Below are 23322 nucleotides of genomic sequence, written 5' to 3'. Positions count from 1 at the left end.
GCACAGTAAACCATGTTGTGTTTGCACTTCATGTGCGCTCCCATTCTTCCTGTCATATCGGGTTGGATAATCGCCAACCAGTATGAACTTTTTAGTTTAATAGTTGTAAAAAAACCCCCGGACTTTTCAGTGCGGGGGTCTTTTGAATCTGGTGGTTATTTTGCGCCCACTAGCCCCCGCGCGGAATCAATAATGACCACGATAATCAGGCTTAGCAGTAGGTTAATGTGAGCGTTCAAATTCATCACTTAATTCTTAAAATAGTTGGCGTAATATCTTACGAAATTGTTTGCGTCTCTAGTGGTAACACACAATTCCGTTAAATGACAAGCAAAAACTCATTCTTTTTTCACATTCTTTCAGCATCACAACAAGCTATATAACAATCTCTCGTGTGCAAATAAGGGCGCAGAAACAGAACGAACACTTTTTAAACAACCACAAAGGAATGAAATGGGACTCGCAATTATTCACAGCCGAGCCAGTGTTGGCGTGCAAGCACCGACAGTGACAGTTGAAGTACATATTAGCAATGGTATGCCCGGTTTTACGTTGGTCGGCTTGCCAGAAACGACGGTCAAAGAGTCTCGTGATCGCGTGCGCAGCGCTATCATTAATTCCCGTTTTGAGTTTCCCGCCAAGCGTATTACGGTCAATCTAGCCCCTGCGGATCTCCCCAAAGAGGGTGGTCGATTTGATTTACCGATCGCGTTGGGTATTTTGGCGGCCTCACAGCAGATAGCGCTAACGAAGTTAGATGGGTATGAGTTTATTGGTGAATTAGCCTTATCTGGTGAGTTGCGTCCTGTTAAAGGTGTATTACCCGCCGCTTTAGCTGCGAATCGAGCCAAGCGCTGTTTGGTGGTGCCTCATGGTAATGGTGATCAAGCCGCGTTAGTGGCAAAGGATCAGCATAAATCGGCGCAAACGCTGCTTGAGGTGTGTGCTGATTTGTGTGGCCAGCAAACCCTCTCTCTTTTTCAAACCGAACCTAAACCGTGCCAAGCGAAAAGTACTCGCGATCTGCAAGATATCATTGGTCAACAGCAAGGAAAGCGAGCGTTAGAAATCGCAGCCGCGGGCAACCATAACCTGCTTTTTCTCGGTCCACCCGGAACGGGTAAAACCATGCTTGCCTCTCGGTTGTGTGATTTATTACCAGAAATGAATGAGGATGAAGCGATGGAAACCGCTTCGGTTGCTTCTCTGACTCCACAAGACATTAACCAGCACAACTGGAAGCAAAGGCCATTTCGCTCGCCTCATCATTCCAGTTCAATGGCGGCGCTGGTCGGTGGCGGTTCTATTCCGAGGCCGGGGGAAATTTCTTTGGCACACAATGGGTTATTGTTTCTTGATGAAATGCCGGAATTTGAACGAAAAGTGCTCGACTCATTGCGTGAGCCATTAGAGTCAGGTGAAATTATTATTTCAAGAGCGCAAGGCAAAACGCGTTTTCCAGCTCGCTTTCAATTAGTGGGTGCGTTGAACCCCAGCCCAACCGGTTATTACGAAGGCACGCAAGCCAGAGCCAACCCGCAGAGTATTTTGCGCTATTTGGGACGCTTATCGGGGCCACTGCTTGATCGCTTTGACATGTCGATAGAAATCCCCTCGCTTCCCAAAGGAATGCTGGCAAATGGCGGCGAAAGAGGTGAAGCAACGGCTGTGGTTAAAGAAAGAGTGTTGATTGCTCGTGAACGGATGGTGATTCGTAATGGCAAGGTTAATGCTTTGTTGGGGAGCCGAGAAATTGAACAGTATTGCCCTTTAACTAAGGCTGACGCCGAATTTTTGGAAAATGCACTGCACCGCCTAGGGCTCTCCATCCGCGCGTATCATCGCATTATCAAAGTGGCGCGTACGATTGCTGATTTAGAAGGGGCCGAGCAGATTGCTAAGCCCCATCTAGCGGAAGCACTCGGCTATCGAGCGATGGACCGCTTGTTGAAACAACTGACCGCACAAGCGGTGTAATGAACTTAAAATTGGTAATTTAACCCTAGCGCTGTAAAGAGAGACGATTCGTCGTAAAACGAGAGGTTTGAGCTCGATTGGTTATAACCGGCTAAAGCGATTAATGACCAATCATCCCAATCCATAAATTGGCTGTATTCGTACGCGAAGAATAGGCTCAGTTCATCGTCATTACGCACAGTGTGATTAAACAGTGAATTTCCACCTTGATAGTCGCGCTTGGTATAACCAGCGGTCAGCGCCAGTTTATGGCGATTGATAAACGTGAAGTAGGAGAGATCGGCGGCGTAAGAGTGATGAGTATTGGCGTCGCCATCCGCTTGGTGGTTGATATAAGTGATGGAGGGCTGTAACAAACTGGTTGGGCTCAGAGAGTAACGGTATTGGCCTTTTAGGTAGTAACTTTTACCATCACGAGCCAGTTCAGGGCTTGGAAACTGATCGTTGTCGATCTCTTTGGTCGCGTAAGCGACATCGATAGTCCATGGGCTGCCTTGAATACTATTGAATGTTAATCGGTAGGCATTTCCTGACTCATCGGTTTCTTGGCGCTGACTGTTTAGTTGGTAAGGGTTAGCCCAGGTTTTTCCAGACATCACGGTCGGTAAAAAAGCCACATCAACCACGGTACCTGTCTCCATCTCATATTGATACCCCAGCTGAAGCGCTAAAGTGCCGACGGCAATATCATCACGTGAGGTGCCTAGATAAACCTGTTGTTGACGTTTGTCCCCGAAGGTGTAAGCAAGGTTACCCAAAGGCCCAACGGCAAAGTTTGACTGCCGGCTACTCTTTGTTTCGAGTGATGTAATACGCTCATCTCCACCCGTATCAAACGATGATTGGGAAGATGCAAAAATAGTATTAATGGCAATCTCACCACTTAAACCTGTTTCTGGAGCCAGTTCGGCAGATACATGAAAAGCCAGAGCGCTAACAAGCGTCATGGACAGGTATTTATTCATTAGGAGTTTCCATACTTTGATTCAATAGTGGTTAAGTATATGAATAAACTTGGATGACGACACGATAAAACTAATCTGACCGTTTTATGAATGAAGGGTGAGCTTTGTCTTAGGCATACACAGTTTTGTGCTGCGATGGCTTGTGTTTCAAGATTGGTTGTATGAGAAAGCGCTGCAAGGTTGAACTTGATTAAGTAAAAATGAGGAGCCGTTGTGCTCCTCATTTGGGAATGATTACTTGGTCAGTAGGTAATTGACCAGTTCGAAGTATTCATTGGTCGATTTAACACCTTGTCCCTGCACCAAATAATGATTGTTAACCACGACAGCAGGCACACCTGAAAGGCCGCTTTCTTGGAACTGTTTATCAAAGCGGCGCACCATTGAATCGACGGCAAAACCATTAAAGGCGGCATCAAATTTTGCTGCATCAATACCTTCGTCTAGGAAGATTTGGCGTAGATCCGCATCATCTCTTGGTGGTTTACGCATCGTGTGGATGCGGTTAAACATCACGGGCACCATTTTGTCTTCAACTTTGAGGGCAAGCATGGTGGCGTAAGCTTTACTCATTGATTTACCCATAGAGCCACCCATAAAAGAAACATGGTTTTTCTGCAGGGTAACCCCTTGTGGGAGCTGCTTTTTCAGTTGGGCGATGATCGGCTCAAAGGTATTGCAGTGTGGGCAGTAAAAGGAGAAAAACTCCGTCACGGTTGGATTTTTAGAGGGTTCAAGATCAAGCACTTTGTAATGCTCACCTTCTTTAAATTGGGCTGCATGAGCCGATAAGCTCAGCAGTAAGGTTGCAACCAGTGCAAAAAGCTTCTTCATTGTATACTCCATTTATTGCTTCAAGGTGACTTACCATTGTGGCATTAGTGAGAGTGTAGGCTCGTCTAATGCTGCTATTTGTTCTTTAAACGCAAGCACTTGGCTTTCCCAATATTTAGGGTCATTAAACCAAGGGAAGGCGAGTGGAAAAGCAGGGTCCTGCCATCGTTTGGCCAACCATGCCATGTAATGCACCATTCGTAGACCGCGTAACGGTTCAATTAGTTTCAATTCGGCTGGATTAAAATCGTGAAACTCTTGATACGACTCTAAGATAATGTCCAACTGCATTCGCTTATCTTGCAATTCGCCATTGAGTAGCATCCACAAATCCTGTACTGCTGGTCCATTGCGAGCATCGTCTAAATCGACAAACATAGGCCCATCTCGCCACAAAATATTGCCTGGATGGCAATCACCATGCAAGCGGATGGCCGCGGATTTTGCTGGCCATTGCTGTTCAATTTTGTTGATCAATAACGATAAGTCACTGAAAAAGGTATTTTGCAAGTGCTGAGGTATAAAGGACGCATTTTCCAATAGCTGTTTGGGTTGATAAAGATACTCATCTAAGCTGATGGTCGGGCGATGAACAAATGTACGAGTGGCACTGATGTGATGAATGCGTCCAAGAAATCGGCCCACGCCTTCTAATTGGTCCATATTGTCCACTTCAAACTGCCGCCCACCCACACTGTTAAACAGCGCGAAATGATAGCCCTGATAGTGATGTAAGGTTGCACCGTTGATGAGTAATGGCTCAGCAATCGGAATTTCCGCCGCGTACAGCTCGCGTGTGAAATCGTGCTCCTCTTGAATTTGCTCAACACTCCAGCGCTGAGGTCGATAGAATTTCACCACATAGCGTTGGCGTTCTTCATCGATGAATTGATAAACGCGGTTTTCGTAACTGTTGAGTGCCAGAAATCCTGATTCAGCACGAATGCCGATGCTTTCTAAGGCATACCACATGGTATCAGGGGTGAGTGCATCAAAATGGAAAGAAGCTTTGGTCATGATTAAAAAGGGCCCATTACTGAGCCCTTTTCCATTCGTTACGAAGTTAGAGTTTATTAATAAACCGGCTCTCAACTTCTATCGTGAATTGGTTACTGTCCGTGAGTATAAACTGAATCGTCGCTATAGGAGAGCTGAGTTTGTCAGGAGCGACGCCAAGGCTGGTTGGTAGGTTCAATACCTCTCCTGGTTTGACTTGGATGGTTTGTTTACCATACCAAGAGACGTCCGATAGCCCTTTCACGTCAAGCTTATACTCTTGCGTTTGCTGAGTTTTGTTGATGACTTTCAAGGTGTAAGTGTTCTCAATTTCACCATTGCTGTTGGTTTTAAATAGCTGGTTTCTATCACGCAATACACTTAAGCCGACCGGATCAACGCTGGCCACTTGAGCGATGAATAAGCCAAACATCACCAGCAGTACCGTGCCATAACCGAGCAATTTAGGCCTGAGTATTTTGGTGTGGTGGCCGGAGAGGCGGTGCTCCGTGGTATAGCTGATGAGCCCTTTTTCATAGCCCATACGTTCCATCGTGGTATCGCACGCATCAATACAAGCGCCGCAGTTAATGCATTCGTACTGCAAGCCATCACGAATATCGATGCCAGTCGGACACACTTGTACGCACAAATCACAATCAATGCAGTCACCTAAACCGAGTGCTTTGTGATCGGCTTTACGAGCGCGTGGCCCGCGAGTTTCACCGCGTTTGCTGTCATAGCCAACAATAAAGGTATCTTTATCAAACATCGCAGACTGAAAGCGAGCATAAGGACACATATGGATGCAGACGATCGAACGCATCCAGCCTGCATTTCCGTAAGTACAAAGGGTGAAAAAGAGTACCCAGAAGACGGGCCAGAAGCTTTCATCGAGTGTGAAAAAGTTCACCACGAGTTCGCGTACCGGGACGAAATAGCCGACAAAAGTAAAACCAGTACCGAGTGCAATCGCCAGCCAAGCAATGTGTTTGATGGCTTTTCTTATAGCAAGATTAGCTGTGAGTTTTCCTGAGTCCTGCTTGCGGCGTTTATTGGCGGCGCCTTCGAGTTTTTCTTCAAACCAAATGTAGATAAATGTCCACACAGTTTGCGGGCACAGATAGCCACACCAGATACGGCCAAGAAAAGTGGTAATAAAAAACAGGCCGAATGCCGCAATCATAAACAACAGGGCCAGTAGAGTTAGGTCTTGTGGGTAAAGTGTGGTGCCGAAAAAGTTAAATTGCTGATGGCCGATATCGAGCAAAATCGCTTGGCGATCACCATAAGAGATCCACGGTACTAAAGTAAAAAGCAGCAGTAAAAACCAGCCACCATAGCGGCGGAGTTGTTGATAAGTACCTTTACTTTCGCGCACATAAATACGGTTGCTGGGGTTAAAACGGTCACCGTTGCCTTTGTGAGTTTTGGGGTTGAATATTTTAGGAGTCACATCCTTTATATCGATTTTGTCCTGACTCATGAAATGATCCTTGTTGGGCTGTAAGGTGTGATTTCTTTTAGTTCACACTCTGCGACATTGCTGTTTTCTCTTTGGGTGCAATACCAAGATGAGAAATTATCATTGTTCAATCTTTACTTATTAAGCGGCAAGTATAACGCCAATAACAATTTTATTTCTTTAACACTATCAACCTTTAACAATAAAGCCTCAACTCGTGAGGCTTATCGCTAATAATAAAAAAGCGACCTAATAAGGCCGCTATCTTGATCATTATCACAGGGGCTACATCATTTTATGATGCCACGCGCGCGTAAAATGGCTGTTTTAAAATCATCTTCCTGATCTTTCTTCAGGCCAGGAATCATTTCGTCTTTGGCGCTGTTGCGCATTTTTAGATGGTAGATCAATACATCATCCGTGAGTGCTTCTAAAGGTCCTTTATAACCCGCTTCTTGAGCCAGTTTGGTGATGAATTGCATTAAGTTGAGCTGCTGATCTTTTTGCCATTCAGGCGCAAGTAGTTCAATTAGCTCTTCAATTCGATGACATTGCATTCTCTTTTCCCCAATTTTTATAAGTATTTTGAGTAAAGGTATCAAATTGCGGATTGAAGTCCAATTGAGCGCAAAGAAAAAGCGCAGGGTTTAGCTGCGCTTTTTAATTATGCTGCCTGAACAACATTAGTTGTGCTCGATGCAGTAAGGGCATTTTTTTCAACTAAAGTCATTGCTGGAGCGACTTTTTTTGCAGTCGGAGCAGCAGCAAAACCACTACGACGACGCATTGCACTACGGTTTGTGTGCGAAAACCTGACAGCTGTTGGGCGCATTCATTAACCTAACGGTCAGGCACATCCATTGCCAATCTAATGGCCTGAATCACCATGAGTTGAGCTTCATAATTGAAGGGTGGCTCTTCTGGCTCTCGCCAATCCAAATAATGATTCAGGAATAACGATATGCTTTCATATCGTAGTTAGATTAGCACCAAGTTTTGAATTGATCGATAGTTGAACGATTGTTGAGATGAATATTCTTGTAAATAAAGCTTAAAATTGTGTGAGATGCTTGGTTGAGTTTGTCATCTGATCGGCATTACATCGCGTTTTGTTAAATAGGAGGTACCTATGTCGTTTACAAAAAACTCGCGATTTATCGCTCTCCTTGATACCCGTTTCGTTACGAAATTTGTATTTAGGCTTACAACTGTAAGCTGAGGTGTGCAATACTAAGCCCACATTTTGTTGCTTTTGGTATGGTGTTTATGTCTGCTGTTGACAATGACGGCTATGGTGCTGGTGAAGAACGGGCGAATGCACTGAGTCATGGTTTGGGGCTATTGCTTAGTTTTGTTGGTTTAGTCTTGCTGCTGATCAAGGCAACAAGTGCGCAGGCCGATGCATTGACTTATATCAGCATGAGTCTCTATGGTGGCAGCATGATAGCGTTATTCCTTGCTTCAACGCTGTATCACTCCGTTGCGACACCGAAAGCCAAACGCTGGCTAAAAACGTTCGACCACTGTGCCATTTATCTACTGATTGCCGGAAGTTACACCCCCTTTTTGTTGGTTAGCCTTCGCACTCCTTTGGCGATAGGTCTTATGGTGGTGATCTGGCTGCTGGCGCTGCTCGGTATCATCATGAAAATTGCCTTTGTCTACCGTTTTAAAAAGTTCTCACTGGTGACTTATTTGGCGATGGGGTGGTTATCCTTGGTTGTGATCTACCAACTGGCCATCAATATCGAGGTCGGTGGTTTGGTGCTACTTGCTGTTGGTGGTTTGGTCTATTCGCTCGGGGTGATTTTTTATGTAGCGAAACGCATTCCCTATAACCATGCGATTTGGCATTTATTCGTGCTAGGTGGCAGTGCTTGTCACTTTTTTGCGGTTTACCTTTTTGTTCACCCAGTAAGTGCTTAACGCATTTCGACCCGCTCAATGTTGGCCGAAATTTGATAGCCTTGCTGGCGATCAACCTGAAGGGTAATCGGCTTTCCTTGCGCTTGAGTTTGTGGGCGTAAATAGCTATCAGCCATCCGTTTAATGGATTGCCAAATGGGTAACTGCTGAGTGAGCAGTGGTTGACCTTGCTCGTTATAAAGAATGATGCTGAGCACTACCGCAATGACAGATTGCGAGCTTTGATTGGTGATGGCTGTTGGGATAACGAGTGTATCTCCTTGGTAGTAAGCCGCGCCGAGTACCACTTCCACTCCAGAATCTGACAGTTGTAAAATCGGTTTTCCACTCTCCATCTCAAAGGTGGTTGCTCGGGCTTTTTGAGCAATAGGGGCCGCGTGAATGACGGTTTCCGGCGACATTGATTGCGGTTCAACATATTGCCATGTGAAATCATCATTGAGTTTCACCTGGCGGCCATCTTCTAAGGTCAGAACTTGCGCGCAAGATACGGCGCTTGCTGTCATGCTTAACAGTATCATTATCACAGGTATTGTCTTCATCTTAACGTCGCCAAAATGCAGGGAAAAACAGAACGATAATCGTCAAAATTTCTAAACGCCCCATCAACATCCCTAAGCTCAGAACCCACTTTGCTGCGTCAGGCAGTGGTGCGAAGTTGCCCGTTGGACCAATCACCGAGCCCATTCCGGGACCAACGTTGGCCACTGCTGTGATGGAACCTGAAATGCTGGTGACAGGGTCAAGGCCCATAGCACTGAGCGCGCCTGCGATAGCAATGACAGTGATAAAAAAGGTCAAACCAAAAGCGACGACTGAGCGGACAATATCATCATTAACTGGACGATGATTATAGCGCTGTACGAAGATGCCTGATGGATGGACCAACTTCATAATTTGTTTATTGAGCAGCGTCATCGCAATTTGGAAGCGGAACACTTTAATCCCACCAGAGGTTGAGCCGGAACAAGCTCCTGCTGCCATTAAGAAGATAAACAGTGTGCTTGGCAGTGCGCCCCAGGCGGTGAAATCTTCCAAACCAAAACCAGTAGTCGTGACCACTGAAACGATATTAAACATCGCCACTCGCAGGGCGTCCAACCAGTAGTAGCCTAGTTTGAGATTCAGCCACAACGCAATGATGAGACTGGCAATTAGGAAAAGATAAGCAAATCCGCGAACTTGTGCGTCTTTTATGATCACTTTGATATTTTGTTTTCGGGCCGCAGCGACAAACAGTAGAAAGGGCAAGCCCCCCAAAAACATAAACAGCGTTGCTACCCAATGTGCACCGTTTGAGAAGTGGTTCATCGAACCGTCGGAGGTGGAATATCCACCAGTCGACAAGGTGGTGAATGAGTGGTTGATCGCTTCAAAAAGCGTCATGCCAGTGAGGATATAGCCAATCAAGCACAGTAAGGTCAGTACCAAATAGACCAGCACAATATTTTTCGCGACAGTTTTGGCGCGTGGGCTACTTTTATCGGACCAATCAGACGATTCGGTTTGGAACAATTTCATCCCACCCACATTGAGCATTGGTAATACCGCTACCGCCATTACGATAAACCCAACCCCACCAAGCCATTGCAGAATAGAACGCCACAACAAGATGCTGGGCGGCATATTATCAAGGCCACTGAGCACGGTTGAACCTGTAGTGGTTAACCCTGACATGGTTTCAAAATAGGCGTCGGTAAAGCTGATGTGGTTGATAAAGACGAAAGGGAGCGCCGCGAAAGCGCTGGCAACCGTCCACACTAAGCTGGTGATGAGAAACATATCGCGCACGCTGAGCTTAAAGTGTGCGGTACGCCCCAAGCTTAAGCAGATAAAGGCGACAATATGAGTGATGATGACCGCTTGAGCAAAATCAAGGAAGCCACCCGTACCGGTAAAAAAAGCGACCAGTGTCGGCACATACATAAATAGGGCGAGCTTAGACAGCACGAGTCCTATAACGAATGAAATGGGGCGTAAATTCAGCATGACGCCAATGACCTATAGGAAAAATGGGCTAGGTTGGAACAAGGCTTCCACATCGGGCACGTATTTTTTATCCACTAAGAACATCACCACGTGATCATCTTGCTCGATAATAGTGCGGTCATGGGCGATTAACACTTCTTCACCACGCACAATCGCGCCAATGGTTGTGCCCGGTGGCAGTTTAATATCACCCACTGCGCGTCCCACCACTTTAGAGGTGTTTTGGTCGCCATGTGCAATTGCTTCAATCGCTTCTGCCGCGCCACGGCGTAGCGAAGAGACGTTAACGATATCGGCACGACGTACGTGAGTCAGCAGTGCGGAAATGGTGGCTTGTTGGGGTGAAATCGCGACATCAATCACGCCGCCTTGTACGAGGTCGACATACGCGCCACGCTGGATAAGCACCATCACTTTTTTCGCACCCATACGCTTGGCGAGCATGGCGGACATGATGTTGGTTTCATCTTCGTTGGTGAGCGCAATAAATACATCAACTTGGTCGATGTTCTCTTCGGCTAGCAGCTCTTGGTCCGCCGCATCACCACAAAATACTATGGTGTTTTCTAACTCTTCCGATAACTGCTCTGCACGTGGGTAATTACGCTCAATCAGTTTAACGCTGTAGCTGTGCTCTAAACGTTTGGCTAAGCTTGCCCCAATGTTACCCCCGCCAACAATCATGATACGACGATAGGTTTTTTCCAGCCGCTGTAACTCACTCATGACCGAGCGAATATGATTACTGGCGGCCACGAAGAACACTTCATCGTCAGCTTCAATAATGGTGGTGCCTTGCGGGCGAATCGGCCGACCTTGGCGGAAAATTGCCGCGACGCGGGTATCAATGTGCGGCATGTGTTCACGTAGCGCTGAAAGAGCATTACCCACCAATGGCCCGCCGTAGTAAGCTTTCACAGCCACTAGGCTCACTTTCTCTTCGGCAAAACTCACTACTTGCAGTGCGCCGGGGTATTGGATCAACCGTTCAATATAGCTCGTCACTAGCTCTTCAGGAGCGATGAGGTGATCCACCGGGATCGCGCCTGACTGAAACAAAGTCTCTTTTTCAAGCAGATATTCAGGAGAACGAATACGCGCAATTCGGTTGGGCGTATTAAACAAAGAGAACGCCACCTGGCATGCCGCCATGTTGGTTTCGTCGGTATTAGTGACCGCAACCAGCATGTCCGCGTCCTGTGCGCCCGCTTCACGCAGTACATCAGGGTGGCTGGCGTGGCCATGAATCACCCGCAAATCGTACTTGTCTTGCAGCTCGCGCAAGCGGTCACTATTTTTGTCGACAATGGTGATGTCATTGTTCTCGCCGACCAAGTTTTCGGCCAGTGTGCCACCGACCTGACCTGCACCAAGAATAATGATTTTCATACTCTGTTCTCTTTCTACCTGCCGAATATCGGCCACTGAAAAGGCAGCAATAATGCTGCCAATGTGCGTCGAATTTACGCTTGTTTGGTTAATACTGCGTAGTAAAAACCGTCCATATCTTCTTCTCCGGGGAGTATCTGACGCCCCGGCTGCTCACGATCGGAACCCACTAATTGAGCGTTATGAGTTCGTTCTAAGAAGGCTTTGACCTGCAAGCTGTTTTCTTGTGGAGTGATCGAGCAGGTTGCGTAAACCATAGTGCCACCGACTTTTAATTGCTTCCACATTGCGTCCAGTATTTCGCTTTGTAATTGAGCCAATGCCTCAATATCGCTACCACGACGTAGCCATTTGATGTCTGGATGACGGCGAATAACCCCAGTGGCAGAGCAAGGTGCATCTAATAAAATTCGGTCAAATTGTTCGCCATGCCACCATTCTTCAGGATAACGAGCATCACCGCAGATCACATCAGCGCGAAGTTGCAGGCGTTCTAAGTTGTCATAGACGCGTTCAAGGCGGGTTGCATCGCTGTCAATCGCAACCACTTCAGTATCGTGTGTGTGTTCCAGGATGTGCGCGGTTTTACCCCCTGGGGCGGCGCAGCAATCTAAAATCAGCTCGCCTGCTTTAGGTTGAAGGTAGTCAATCGCTAGCTGCGCAGCGGCATCTTGCACCGATACCCAACCACGGTCAAAACCGGGTAAAAGCGTTACATCGCAAGGTGCAGCGAGTTTTATTGCGTCGGCGGCGTGAGAGTGCACGCTGCACTCGATATTTTCGCTAGCTAATAGTGCAAGATATTCATCACGAGTGTGGTGCTGACGGTTGACGCGCAACCACATTGGCGCTTTTTGATTGTTGGCTTGCACAACCGTTTCCCACTGTTCTGGGTACGCTTGTTGTAACAGTTTAAGTAGCCAACTTGGGTGGCCATATTTGCCTGCGTTGTGGCTAACGGCGATAGCGTCCAGTGCTTCTTGATCGCGCAAGTAGCTGCGCAATACGGCGTTGATTAGCCCACCTAAATTTTCACCGCGCAATGTTTTGGTGCCTTCAACCGTCTCGGCTACTGCGGCGTGAGCGGGAATGCGCATAAAGCTCAATTGGTAGATACCAACTAAAATAAGATGGTGAAAAACCCGCTTTTTCCCTTTCAGTGGGTTGTCCATTAGCTCATTGGCAATTGATTCCAAACGAGGCAAATAACGCAAAGCCCCATAGCAGATCTCTTGCAACAGAGCGTGGTCTCTTGGGCGGATGGTTTTTTGCGCCGCAGGAAGTGCGTGAGAAAGTGAGTGGCCTTTATCAACCACTTGAAACAACACGTTAGCCGCAGCTGCGCGAACATTCATAGAAGTACCGATTTTAAATAAATGAAAATCAATGAGGGCATCTCTGCCCTCGTTAAGGTTTAGCTAAGCTGTGTGCCGACTTCAAACCAGCTTGCGCGCGAATTGAGAATGTCTTGCACTGACATCGCTTTTTTGCCCGGCACTTGCAACTGCTCAAGCACCAGTAAGCCGTTGCCGGTTGCCACATAAATACCCGATTTATCGGCTTGAACAATCGTGCCTGCAGGGTGGTCGCTGGTTTGTGCTTCAACGCGACTTTGCCACACTTTAATGCTGTTCTCAGCCACATCAAAATGGCTCATTGGCCATGGATTAAAAGCACGCACGCAGCGTTCAATAAAAGCAGCATCCGCTGACCAATCGATTTTGGCTTCTTCTTTGCTAAGTTTTTGTGCGTAGTTAGCCAATGTATCATCTTGTTGAGTGGCAATCGCTTTGCCACTGGCGATATCGGCGATGCATTCTACCAACGCTTGTGGGCCTAACTCGGCCAGTTTGTCATACATAGAAGCGCTGGTGTCTGTTGTCTCAATCGGCAGCTTAGCAATTTTGAGCATATCGCCCGTATCTAGGCCGACATCCATTTGCATGATGGTTACACCCGTTTCACTGTCTCCCGCCCAGATCGAGCGTTGGATCGGTGCGGCACCACGCCACCGTGGCAGAATGGAACCGTGTACGTTAATACAGCCAAGCCTTGGCATATCAAGTACGGCCTTTGGTAGCAGTAATCCGTAGGCGACTACTACCATTAAATCCGCGTTGAGATCGGCGAGCGCTTGCTTGGCTTCGTCGCTCTTAAAGTTCTCTGGTTGATACACAGCAATATTGTGCTCAACGGCCATCTGTTTCACTGGGCTGGCGGTCAGTTTTTTACCGCGCCCTGCCGGGCTATCTGGTTTAGTGTACACCGCGATAACCTTATGCTCCGAAGACAACAACGCCGCCAAATGACGGGCGGCGAAGTCCGGAGTACCTGCAAACACAATGCGTAATGATTGGCTCAAGGTAACCTCACTTAAGTTAGTTTTTTTCGTTATAGCGTTTGATTTTCTCTAGCTTATCTCTAATACGCTTACGCTTTAATGGCGAAAGGTAATCCACAAACAGTTTGCCTTGTAAGTGATCAAGCTCGTGTTGAACACAAATGGCTAAAAGGTCATCCGCTTCAAATGAGAATTCGTTGCCATCACGATCTAACGCTTTGACTGTGACTTCTGCTGCGCGAGGAACAAGGGCGCGTGAGCCCGGGACCGACAGACAGCCTTCTTCAATGCCATCTTCACCGCGTTTCTCTAAAATTTCAGGGTTAATCAGAACCATTGGCTGGTCGCGACTCTCTGAAATATCGATCACAACGATGCGTTGGTGAATATCGACTTGCGTTGCGGCAAGGCCGATACCGTCCTCGTCGTACATAGTCTCAATCATGTCATCGACGATTTTTTGGATCTCAGGTGTTACTTTCTCTACCGGTTTTGCAACGGTACGAAGACGATCATCTGGGAATGTTAATACTTGTAATACAGACATATACACTCGAAATATTGAACTGTGCCGAAACAGCTTAAAGCTTGTTGGCTCAATTCTAGACATTTTATGACCCAAATGACAGCATCCAAATGTTAATAATCTGATTCATCCTTACTTATTTCGGCCAAGGAACAGAGGTCATGTCACGATTTATTCGTTATTTAGTGTGTGTTTTTTTACCGTTGTCATTGGTCGTTAATGCGTTGGCGGCGGAGGATATGGCGCTCACCGTCAAAGCAAATGCCCCGCAGACATACACGGTCGTCAAAGGAGATACCTTGTGGGATATTTCTGCGCTCTATCTTGATAACCCGTGGTTGTGGCCACGTTTATGGCAAATTAACCCAGAGATCGATAACCCGCATTTGATTTATCCCGGCGATAAGCTGACCTTAGTCTGGCGTAACGGACAGCCGGTGTTGAGTTTAAAACCTATGGTCAAGTTGAGTCCGAAAGTGCGTGTGCTTGAGAAAAAAGCGGTTCCGACGGTGCAAGAGGGATTAGTGTTGCCGTATCTGTATACGGATCGCTTACTGGATAAGCAAACATTACAAGAAAGCCAGCGTGTGCTCGGTGCCAGCGACGGTAAACAATACCTGACGGCGCAAGATACGCTCTACATAAGCGGGCAACAGACTCATCCCAAATGGGGTATTTATCGTGAAATCGCTGAGTTTTCTCGTCATGATGCTGCCGCGAAAAATAAAACTATGGTTGCTTTGCGTTTGATTGCTTCTGGTGAATTGGTCTCCGCCGATGAGGCTTTTAGCGGGCTAACCATCACCGCACAGCAACAAGAGATAAGAGTCAATGATATTGCCCTACCTGAAGTGGGCGTCGAAACCTTAACGCTTTCAACCACTTTTTTCCCATCGCCATCGCGACTACAAGCTGAAACGCATATCCTCGGATCGTTGGAGGGTAGTGAGTATTCGGCGCAGAATCAGGTAGTTGTGATCGATAAAGGCCTTGCAGATCAACTGCGTCAAGGGACGATGTTTGATTTGATTCAAGCCGGTTCTAAAGTGTCTGGAAAGAAAGGACAGCACCAACAGAACCTTGATGAAACCCTGCAATTACCAAGCAGCTTGGTGGGCAGTTTGATGGTCATTCGACCTTATGAACATTTTAGTTTGGCTTTGATTACCGATAGCCTCGTGCCGATTGGTAAAAGTGTAATCGCGGTTTCGCCGCTCAAACCAGAGCTAACAATCGAGCCAAATGAACAAGCCGATACGGACTCGGTGGTTAAGGATGATACCGCAAGCTGATGGAGCAGAACGAATTAGCGGCGTGGCTAGCATTCAGCTTTGTGCCAAAATTGGGTGGCAAGAAACTTTCTCGTCTTGCTAGCGTCGCTTCTCTTGCTCATTTAATTGACTATTCCGAGCGGGAGTTAGCCGCGTTGGGTCTAGTTCAAGATCAAATCCGTTATCTGCGCGAGACGGCCCCTCAAGAAGTTGAAGAGTGCCTAAGTTGGCAGCAAGCTAATGAGTCTCATCATATCCTTACTCCATTTTGCGATGGTTATCCTTCTTTACTAAAAGAAATTGCTACCGCACCTCCGGTTTTATTTGTCAAAGGACGAATAACAGCACTCTCTGATCCGCAAATAGCGATCGTCGGCAGTCGTAATGCGAGCCCTGATGGCCAACGAGTTGCTCATCAGTTTGCGCGAGAATTTGTGCAACAGGGCTTGCTTGTTACCAGTGGTTTGGCATTAGGTATTGATGGACATGCTCATGACGGTGCGTTGCAAGCGGGTGGTGAGACGATAGCCGTGCTCGGTTCGGGCCTTGAATCTATTTACCCAGCGCGACATAAAAAATTAGCGCAACGGGTGATGGAAAGCGGAGCATTAGTCTCGGAATTTCGTCCCAAAGCCAAACCAAGGCCAGATAACTTTCCGCGGCGAAATCGCATTATCAGTGGGTTAGCGGTTGGTGTTTTAGTGGTGGAGGCGGCGGAGAAAAGTGGCTCGTTGATCACGGCGCGCTATGCGGCTGAGCAAGGGCGAGATGTGTTTGTTATTCCGGGCTCCATTGCTAACCCAAATTGCCACGGTAGTAATCAACTTATTCGTTGTGGGGCGTGCTTGGTGCAAAACAGTGAACAAGTATTATCTGAAATTGGCACCTTAGTAGACTGGTCATTGCGCCAAAAGCAGCCTCAACCTGATTTATTTTCTGTACAGAGCGATCAGCAATTGCCATTTGCTGAACTGTTAGCTAACGTAGGAGTAGAGGCTACGCCTGTTGATATTCTTGCGAGCAGGACCCATATACCTGTCCATGAAGTCATGATGCAGCTTTTAGAACTTGAGCTTTCAGGTCATGTTGTTGCCGTTTCTGGCGGCTATATTCGTAAGGGGAAGGGTTAGCTATGATGATGGATATATTGATGTATCTATTTGAAACCTACGTCCATAGCGATGTAGATTTGCAAGTCGATCAAGATGAGCTTGAAGATGAATTGCTTCGAGCCGGTTTTCACCAGAAAGATATCTATAAGGCCCTGAATTGGTTAGAAGAGCTTGCGGCATTGCAACAAACCGATGCTCATTCAGCGATGGCAACCAGTGCTGCGACTTCGATGCGGATGTACACAGCACAAGAGATGGACAGGCTGGATCTTGAAAGCCGAGGTTTTTTATTGTTCCTTGAACAAGTGAAAGTATTAACTCCTGAAATTCGTGAAATGGTGATTGATCGAGTGATGGGTTTAGAAACCAATGAATTTGAATTGGATGACTTAAAGTGGATCATTTTGATGGTGCTATTTAATGTACCGGGAAATGAAAATGCTTACACGCTTATGGAAGAGCTGCTATACACCAAAGATCAAGGTATTTTGCATTGATTGCAGCCGTTCGTTTAGTTGAGCATTATGAGTCGTAAAACCGAGTCCCCCCTTTTTTCTGCGCATGGACAAGCGCTGCAGCATGAGCCTTGTCCGCAATGTGGTGGCCAATTACAGCTTCGCCAGGGTAAGCATGGGCTGTTTTTAGGCTGTAACCATTATCCCAATTGTGACTATATTAAACCGCTGCAGCAAAATGATGGTCATATCGTTAAGGAGTTGGGTGTGCCATGCCCAGAGTGTGGCCATGAATTAGTGTTACGCCAAGGTCGTTATGGCATGTTTATCGGGTGTAGCCATTATCCGCATTGCCACCATATCCAAGATACAGATTCCCCTGCAGACAATGTTTCTCAGTCAAAACAGCTTTGCCCTGAATGTTTGAAAGGCCATTTAGTGGAGCGAAAAACGCGCCATGGTAAAACTTTTAATGCTTGCGATAATTACCCTAAATGCAAGTTTGCCGTTAATCAGCAACCTGTTGCCGGTAAATGCGAAAAATGTGGGTTCGGATTATTGATAGAGAAAAAACTCGCCAGTGGTATTAAGCTGCAATGTGCTGATCGAAAATGTGGTCATATTCAATCCGCCACAGAGTAAAGTGACGGCATATGAAAATGGCACATTGAACGTGCCATTTTTTATCCGTATTTATCGTCAATTAGGTTTGTTTTAGAGCGTCGGCTTGATCGCTTGAACAAAATGGTGCAAGGCTGGATACGTTGTCGCATCAAGTACTTCAGCCAAGCGACAGAGCGTTCGTTGCAACTGCGCGTTGTAATCTGCACTGACATTAATATGGCCCATTTTGCGCCCAGCACGTTTCTCTTTGCCATACCAATGAATGTGGCAGCCTTCAATCGCCATCACGGCTTCTGGTAAATTGTCCTCACCCAAAATATTAATCATCGCGGTTGGGCGAAGTAACTTCGTGCTGCCTAAAGGTAAGCCACATACTGCGCGAAGGTGATTCTCAAATTGACAGGTTTCTGCGCCTTGCTGTGTCCAGTGACCAGAGTTATGGACTCGTGGTGCAATTTCATTCACCAACAATGTTCCCTGCACATCAAAAAACTCGAGCGCTAGCACACCGACATAATTGAGACGAGCGGCAACCGAGGTAAACATCGACAGTGCTTGCTCTTGCAAGGCTGGGTCATCTATCGCTGTTGATAAACTCAGTACACCGTTAATGTGCACATTTTCTGCCAGCGGGTAAACCGCGATGCTGCCATCTTTGGCACGCGCGCCGACTAACGAGACTTCACGATCAAAGGGGACAAACTGCTCTGCCACTATCGCTTGAGTCGGAGTGACTTGGATACAGGCTTCCATTTCTGGCCAAATGAGCTCTGCTTGTGAAGCTTCTTTTAAACGCCATTGACCCTTTCCGTCATAGCCACCCAGTGCACTTTTTAGAACCATGGGCAGGCCGACGCTGGTTATCGCGGTATCTAAATCTTCACGAGTATTAATCACAAAGTATTGGGCATTTTTTGCGTTGGCTTCATCGAGTAGCGCTTTTTCAAGACGGCGATCGCCTCCGGCTTTAATGGCTTCGACGCTAGGAAGAAACTTACCACTTTGCTCACAAACGGTGAGAATTTCATGGGGAATATGCTCAAATTCAGCGGTAATGACATCCGCTTGTTTGATCGCATTGTCTAAACCATGACCAGTGATGTGTAATGTCAAAGGATGGACGATGTTACCGCTGCCCACATCAAAAGCGGAGATTTGAATGTTCAGAGGAGCGCCAGCCAGCGCCATCATGCGTGCCAGTTGCCCAGCGCCCAAGACTAAAACGTGCATAGTATCAATCCTCTGCAGGGTTAGGGTGGCTCAACACCGCTTCAGTTTGTGCTAAACGAAATGCTTCCACTTTTGCCATGACGGCCTCATCACTGGTGCCGATGATTTGCGCGGCAAGCAACCCAGCATTGGCCGCGCCTGCTTCTCCAATAGCTAAGGTGCCCACCGCAATCCCTTTTGGCATTTGCACAATCGAGAGTAAAGAGTCCATCCCTTTGAGTGCCTTTGACTGAACGGGAACGCCAAGTACCGGTAAGCTAGTAAACGCTGCCGTCATGCCCGGCAGGTGTGCGGCTCCGCCTGCGCCAGCTATGATGACTTTAAGGCCGCGTTCTCTTGCGCTGGTGGCGTAATCGGCAAGAAGTTGAGGTGTGCGGTGAGCAGAGACAACTTTGGTTTCGTATGCCACACCAAATTGATCCAACATGTCAGCAGCTAGCTTCATTGTGGGCCAATCGGATTTTGAACCCATGATAATTCCGACTTTCATCTCAAACTCCTTAATACTTCTAAAAATGGGGTGAGCGGGATAATTTGCGCGCATTATACGAGTATTTTTTCCTTAGGAAAACGTTTGCGTCAGCTTAATTGTGCAATTGATACATTTTATAAACAAATAGCTTTAGCCAGTTTTCAACGAAGTTTGTACACTTAGCCGCACTGTATTAAAGAAACCGATGGACAGTTTTTGTGAATAACTTTGAACACACTTTGCAGGCTCTACGTGACGGTGAAGTAATTGCCTACCCAACGGAAGGCGTGTTTGGGGTTGGGTGTGACCCAGATAACCCGCAAGCCATTCAGAAGCTCTTAGCGCTCAAGCAGCGTCCTGTGGAAAAGGGGTTGATTTTAATTGCGGCCTCTTACGAACAATTGCTTCCTTATATTGATGAGAGCCAGTTGACATCAGAGCAGCTTGCACGAGTACATGCCACCTGGCCTGGCCCTGTGACATGGATAATGCCGACCAGTGATAAAGTCTCTACTTGGGTGAGTGGGCAATTTGATTCAATAGCCGTACGTGTGACAGATCATCCTTTAGTGCAAAAGCTATGCAATGCGTTTGGAAAACCATTAACCTCGACCAGTGCGAATTTAAGTGGTCTTGCACCTTGCCTGACAACGGAAGAAGTTGAATCGCAACTGGGTGAGCAACTGGTTGCGATTTTAGATGGTCAAACCGGTGGTCGAAATAAGCCCAGTGAAATTCGTGACGCGAAAACCTCACAAGTATTAAGACAGGGTTAACCCTGCTAAGGAAGCAAGCGATGCCAACCATTGATAAGCAAGCCGTCAAACAATTTTTGCTTGAGCTGCAAGATTCCATTTGCCAGCAACTTGAACAAGCGGATGGCCAAGCACTGTTTGAAGAAGATGCATGGCATCGCGAACCGAGTGAGCGTTTGGGAGGCGGTGGGCGAACTCGAGTGATGAAAGAAGGCCGTGTTTTTGAACAAGGCGGCGTGAATTTCTCACATGTGCAAGGGCAGCAAATGCCCGCTTCAGCGACCGCGCATCGCCCTGAATTAGCTGGGCGTCATTTTGAGGCGATGGGGGTTTCTTTGGTGATGCATCCAAACAATCCCTATGTTCCAACTTCTCATGCCAATGTTCGTTTCTTCATCGCTGAAAAAGAAGGCGAAGATCCTATCTGGTGGTTTGGCGGAGGATTTGACTTAACGCCTTTCTATCCGTTTGAAGAAGATGCTCAATCATGGCATGCCACGGCGAAAGCACTGTGTGTTCCTTTTGGTGAAAAAGTGTATGCCGAACATAAATCGTGGTGCGATGAGTATTTCTTCCTCCCTCATCGCAATGAAACGCGCGGTATTGGTGGCCTATTTTTCGATGATTTAAACGCTTGGGGATTTGAGCGCTGTTTTGCTTATATGCAAGCTGTCGGTAAAGGATACACCGCTGCGTATTTGCCGATTGTTGAACGTCGTCAAGCGATGGAGTACGGTGACAGAGAGCGCCAGTTTCAACTTTATCGCCGTGGTCGCTATGTAGAGTTCAACTTAGTGTATGATCGCGGCACATTGTTTGGTTTGCAAAGTGGCGGTCGAACGGAATCGATTTTAATGTCGATGCCGCCATTAGCTCGTTGGCAATATCGTTATCAAGCGGAAGAGGGCAGCGCAGAGGCGAAATTAAACACCTTCTTGCTGCCGAGGGAGTGGTGACAGCGGTACATTTTCAATGATAGGGGCGCCGAGGTGGCCCTGTTAATTATCGAGAGGCAAGGATATGGCTCAGCACATTGATCAATATGCAGTATTTGGTAATCCGATTGGGCACAGTAAGTCGCCGATGATCCACACACTTTTTGCACGGCAAACCAGTCAGGAAATGCACTATACCGCTCAACTCGCGGCTCTAGATGGCTTTAAACAAGCGGCTGAAACCTTTTTTGCCTCCGGTGGCCGAGGGTGCAACATTACCGTGCCTTTTAAAGAAGAAGCGTATCAGTTTGCGGATCGATTAACCGAGCGAGCTCAACTTGCAGGCGCGGTCAATACACTGAAAAAATTAGATGATGGCGAAATCATCGGTGATAACACTGATGGTGAAGGGCTGGTTCAAGATCTGCTTCAGTACCAAGTGCCACTACGAGACGCTTCCATTTTAGTGATTGGTGCTGGCGGCGCGGCGCGCGGCGTGATTAAGCCCTTACTCGATCAGCACCCTACAAGTATCGTGATTACCAACCGCACCTTTGCAAAAGCCGAGCAGCTCGCCACGCTTTTTAGTCCCTTTGGCGCGGTAAAAGCAATCGCGCTGGAAGAGATTAATCAGCATTTTGACCTCATCATTAACTCGACCTCGGCTAGTTTAGATGGTGAATTGCCAAATATCGCTCCGACGATCTTCAGTAAGAGCAGTGTTGCCTATGACATGATGTATGGCAAAGGATTAACAACATTCAATCAGTGGGCATTAAGTCATCATTGCGCTCATGCTTATGATGGTTTGGGGATGTTGGTTGGGCAAGCTGCGGAGAGCTTTATGCTATGGCGCGGACTCAGGCCGGGTTCTCGACAAATATTGAGAGAACTGAGAAAAAATCTAGAAGGCTAATCATGAATCAAGCGATTTTATTTCCTGACCGACAAACGTGGCACTCGGCAAGCCAAAGCGTACTTTTTCCTGCTCAACACGCGGGAGCTTTGCTCGAGTGTACGGTACACAAGTCAGTACTGAGCCATCTGTCTGGTGAAATGATTACTAACGGTGAGCAAGCTATTCAAGTTTTTGAACAATGGCGATTTGACCTTGAAGAGCTTGCTGAAAGCTTGATTGAAGATGAAGCGTTCAATTTAGATGGACAAATAGAGATTAAAGCTTAGTTAATGGCTTTCTTTGACACTCGTAAGATAGTCATTTTTGTTCTGCACATAGTTGTCGGAAGATTTAAGCAAAAAAGCTCGCTCTTTATCTGTTAGCGGGCGGATCTGTTTCACTGGGGATCCTACATAAAGATAGCCGCTAACCAATACCTTGTTTGGTGGCACTAAACTGCCAGCTCCAACCATCACCTCCGACTCAACGACTACGCCATCGAGCACAATTGCTCCCATGCCAATTAAGACTCGATCATGGATTACGCAACCATGCAGCATCACTTTATGGCCAATTGTGACGTCATCGCCAATAATAAGTGGAAAACCATCCGGGTTTTCGGTGTTTTTATGAGTCACGTGCAGTACGCTGCCATCTTGAATGTTGCTACGTTGGCCAATGTGAATATGGTTTACATCGCCTCTGGCTGCAACCAATGGCCATATGCTGGAATCATCGCCTAAAACAATATCGCCAACCAACACCGAGCTACTATCTATATAGACGCGCTGTCCGATTTGTGGGGATATTCCTTTATAACTACGAATTGATGACATGCTCGTCTCCTTTAATAACTGACGCCATAAGATAAATTAAACAGAAATAGCGTCAAAACAACTCTTTTTGAATAAAAATTATCCCAACGAACAGAAAATCAAAAAAAACAGCAAAAAGGGGTTGCCAACGTGACGGCGATCTCTATAATGCCGCCTCACTGACACGGCACAGCCAGTAAGGGTTCAAGCCCAACCAGCAGCCAATCAGTAGGTCAAATCGGTAAGACGAAATAATTTAATAAAGTGTTTGACACTTTCCATTATCTCGCTAGAATGGCCGCCTCTTCAAAGGAAGCCTCGGCAACCCAGAGAAGAACGCTCTTTAA

24 protein-coding genes are annotated in these 23322 nt (G+C 46.9%); 10 read left to right on the top strand and 14 right to left on the bottom strand.

The window, feature by feature from the left end; genetic code table 11:
• Nucleotides 1–453: 453 nt before the first annotated feature.
• The gene (locus tag DD616_RS04925; protein ID WP_094123863.1) at nucleotides 454–1977 is read left to right on the top strand and encodes a YifB family Mg chelatase-like AAA ATPase; all 1524 of its coding nucleotides are present in this window, start codon (nucleotides 454–456) and stop codon (nucleotides 1975–1977) included.
• Between the two features lie 5 nt (nucleotides 1978–1982).
• Here DD616_RS04925 and DD616_RS04920 read toward each other — a convergent pair whose 3' ends face one another.
• The 5 genes from DD616_RS04920 to DD616_RS04900 form a co-directional block, all read right to left on the bottom strand.
• Nucleotides 1983–2942 (bottom strand): DUF2860 domain-containing protein, encoded by a 960-nt coding sequence (locus DD616_RS04920; RefSeq protein ID WP_017048695.1) that lies wholly within the window; start codon nucleotides 2940–2942, stop codon nucleotides 1983–1985.
• A 234-nt stretch (nucleotides 2943–3176) separates the two neighbouring features.
• The gene (locus tag DD616_RS04915) at nucleotides 3177–3776 is read right to left on the bottom strand and encodes a thiol:disulfide interchange protein DsbA/DsbL (protein WP_026028316.1); all 600 of its coding nucleotides are present in this window, start codon (nucleotides 3774–3776) and stop codon (nucleotides 3177–3179) included.
• A gap of 30 nt (nucleotides 3777–3806) precedes the next feature.
• On the bottom strand, nucleotides 3807–4793 hold the full coding sequence (locus DD616_RS04910; protein WP_026028515.1) for a serine/threonine protein kinase: 987 nt from the start codon (nucleotides 4791–4793) through the stop codon (nucleotides 3807–3809).
• Nucleotides 4794–4839: 46 nt separating this feature from the next.
• Complete coding sequence (ccoG, locus tag DD616_RS04905; RefSeq protein ID WP_017049619.1) at nucleotides 4840–6258, bottom strand: cytochrome c oxidase accessory protein CcoG; 1419 nt, start codon at nucleotides 6256–6258, stop codon at nucleotides 4840–4842.
• 269 nt (nucleotides 6259–6527) lie between these two features.
• Nucleotides 6528–6794 (bottom strand): YihD family protein, encoded by a 267-nt coding sequence (locus DD616_RS04900; protein WP_029189868.1) that lies wholly within the window; start codon nucleotides 6792–6794, stop codon nucleotides 6528–6530.
• Between the two features lie 709 nt (nucleotides 6795–7503).
• Between DD616_RS04900 and trhA the strand changes: the two genes are divergently transcribed.
• Nucleotides 7504–8163 (top strand): PAQR family membrane homeostasis protein TrhA, encoded by a 660-nt coding sequence (gene trhA, locus DD616_RS04895; RefSeq protein WP_413251486.1) that lies wholly within the window; start codon nucleotides 7504–7506, stop codon nucleotides 8161–8163.
• Here trhA and DD616_RS04890 read toward each other — a convergent pair.
• The 6 genes from DD616_RS04890 to def form a co-directional block, all read right to left on the bottom strand.
• Nucleotides 8160–8705 carry a DUF3157 family protein gene (locus tag DD616_RS04890; protein WP_208872017.1) on the bottom strand — a complete coding sequence of 182 codons (546 nt, stop codon included), beginning with the start codon at nucleotides 8703–8705 and terminating at the stop codon, nucleotides 8160–8162. The genes trhA and DD616_RS04890 overlap by 4 nt on opposite strands.
• 1 nt (nucleotide 8706) lies before the next feature.
• Nucleotides 8707–10152, bottom strand: coding sequence for a TrkH family potassium uptake protein (locus DD616_RS04885; RefSeq protein ID WP_017043680.1), 1446 nt, complete (start codon nucleotides 10150–10152; stop codon nucleotides 8707–8709).
• A gap of 12 nt (nucleotides 10153–10164) precedes the next feature.
• Nucleotides 10165–11541, bottom strand: a complete 1377-nt coding sequence (gene trkA, locus DD616_RS04880; RefSeq protein ID WP_026027554.1) for a Trk system potassium transporter TrkA — start codon at nucleotides 11539–11541, stop codon at nucleotides 10165–10167.
• Nucleotides 11542–11615: 74 nt separating this feature from the next.
• Entirely contained in the window at nucleotides 11616–12896 is a 1281-nt protein-coding gene (rsmB, locus tag DD616_RS04875) for a 16S rRNA (cytosine(967)-C(5))-methyltransferase RsmB (RefSeq protein ID WP_047688083.1), read from the bottom strand.
• 59 nt (nucleotides 12897–12955) lie between these two features.
• Nucleotides 12956–13903: a methionyl-tRNA formyltransferase gene (gene fmt, locus DD616_RS04870; RefSeq protein WP_208872016.1), complete on the bottom strand. Its 948-nt coding sequence runs from the start codon at nucleotides 13901–13903 to the stop codon at nucleotides 12956–12958.
• Nucleotides 13904–13919: 16 nt separating this feature from the next.
• Nucleotides 13920–14429 (bottom strand): peptide deformylase, encoded by a 510-nt coding sequence (gene def / locus DD616_RS04865; RefSeq protein ID WP_038148727.1) that lies wholly within the window; start codon nucleotides 14427–14429, stop codon nucleotides 13920–13922.
• A gap of 140 nt (nucleotides 14430–14569) precedes the next feature.
• On the opposite strand from def, the gene DD616_RS04860 reads away from it, so the two are divergent.
• From DD616_RS04860 to DD616_RS04845, 4 genes are read left to right on the top strand one after another with little or no spacing between them, the layout of a single operon-like run.
• Nucleotides 14570–15700: a LysM peptidoglycan-binding domain-containing protein gene (locus DD616_RS04860; protein ID WP_013855533.1), complete on the top strand. Its 1131-nt coding sequence runs from the start codon at nucleotides 14570–14572 to the stop codon at nucleotides 15698–15700.
• The gene (gene dprA / locus DD616_RS04855) at nucleotides 15700–16809 is read left to right on the top strand and encodes a DNA-processing protein DprA (RefSeq protein ID WP_208872015.1); all 1110 of its coding nucleotides are present in this window, start codon (nucleotides 15700–15702) and stop codon (nucleotides 16807–16809) included. The genes DD616_RS04860 and dprA overlap by 1 nt, the downstream gene beginning before the upstream one ends.
• A 2-nt stretch (nucleotides 16810–16811) precedes the next feature.
• Nucleotides 16812–17288, top strand: coding sequence for a DUF494 family protein (locus DD616_RS04850; protein WP_013855530.1), 477 nt, complete (start codon nucleotides 16812–16814; stop codon nucleotides 17286–17288).
• Nucleotides 17289–17315: 27 nt separating this feature from the next.
• Nucleotides 17316–17888 carry a DNA topoisomerase family protein gene (locus DD616_RS04845; RefSeq protein ID WP_208872014.1) on the top strand — a complete coding sequence of 191 codons (573 nt, stop codon included), beginning with the start codon at nucleotides 17316–17318 and terminating at the stop codon, nucleotides 17886–17888.
• 72 nt (nucleotides 17889–17960) lie between these two features.
• Here DD616_RS04845 and DD616_RS04840 read toward each other — a convergent pair whose 3' ends face one another.
• Nucleotides 17961–19100 (bottom strand): 5-(carboxyamino)imidazole ribonucleotide synthase, encoded by a 1140-nt coding sequence (locus DD616_RS04840; RefSeq protein ID WP_047688091.1) that lies wholly within the window; start codon nucleotides 19098–19100, stop codon nucleotides 17961–17963.
• 4 nt (nucleotides 19101–19104) lie between these two features.
• Nucleotides 19105–19590 carry a 5-(carboxyamino)imidazole ribonucleotide mutase gene (gene purE / locus DD616_RS04835; protein WP_010319910.1) on the bottom strand — a complete coding sequence of 162 codons (486 nt, stop codon included), beginning with the start codon at nucleotides 19588–19590 and terminating at the stop codon, nucleotides 19105–19107.
• Nucleotides 19591–19790: 200 nt separating this feature from the next.
• On the opposite strand from purE, the gene tsaC reads away from it, so the two are divergent.
• From tsaC to DD616_RS04815, 4 genes are all read left to right on the top strand, one after another.
• Nucleotides 19791–20348: an L-threonylcarbamoyladenylate synthase type 1 TsaC gene (tsaC, locus tag DD616_RS04830; protein ID WP_017043689.1), complete on the top strand. Its 558-nt coding sequence runs from the start codon at nucleotides 19791–19793 to the stop codon at nucleotides 20346–20348.
• 20 nt (nucleotides 20349–20368) lie between these two features.
• Nucleotides 20369–21283, top strand: coding sequence for an oxygen-dependent coproporphyrinogen oxidase (hemF, locus tag DD616_RS04825; protein ID WP_010319908.1), 915 nt, complete (start codon nucleotides 20369–20371; stop codon nucleotides 21281–21283).
• Nucleotides 21284–21347: 64 nt separating this feature from the next.
• Nucleotides 21348–22178 (top strand): shikimate dehydrogenase, encoded by an 831-nt coding sequence (aroE, locus tag DD616_RS04820; RefSeq protein WP_013855524.1) that lies wholly within the window; start codon nucleotides 21348–21350, stop codon nucleotides 22176–22178.
• 2 nt (nucleotides 22179–22180) lie between these two features.
• Complete coding sequence (locus DD616_RS04815; RefSeq protein ID WP_010319906.1) at nucleotides 22181–22447, top strand: DUF1488 family protein; 267 nt, start codon at nucleotides 22181–22183, stop codon at nucleotides 22445–22447.
• Here the strand turns inward: DD616_RS04815 and DD616_RS04810 are convergent, their stop codons facing one another.
• The gene (locus DD616_RS04810; RefSeq protein WP_013855523.1) at nucleotides 22448–22996 is read right to left on the bottom strand and encodes a gamma carbonic anhydrase family protein; all 549 of its coding nucleotides are present in this window, start codon (nucleotides 22994–22996) and stop codon (nucleotides 22448–22450) included.
• Nucleotides 22997–23322 lie beyond the last annotated feature (326 nt).

The organism is Vibrio anguillarum (assembly GCF_003390515.1).
Lineage (GTDB): Bacteria > Pseudomonadota > Gammaproteobacteria > Enterobacterales > Vibrionaceae > Vibrio > Vibrio anguillarum.
The sequence above is the reverse complement of the archived record's forward strand: the minus strand, read 5'-3'. Positions and strand labels throughout refer to the sequence as shown.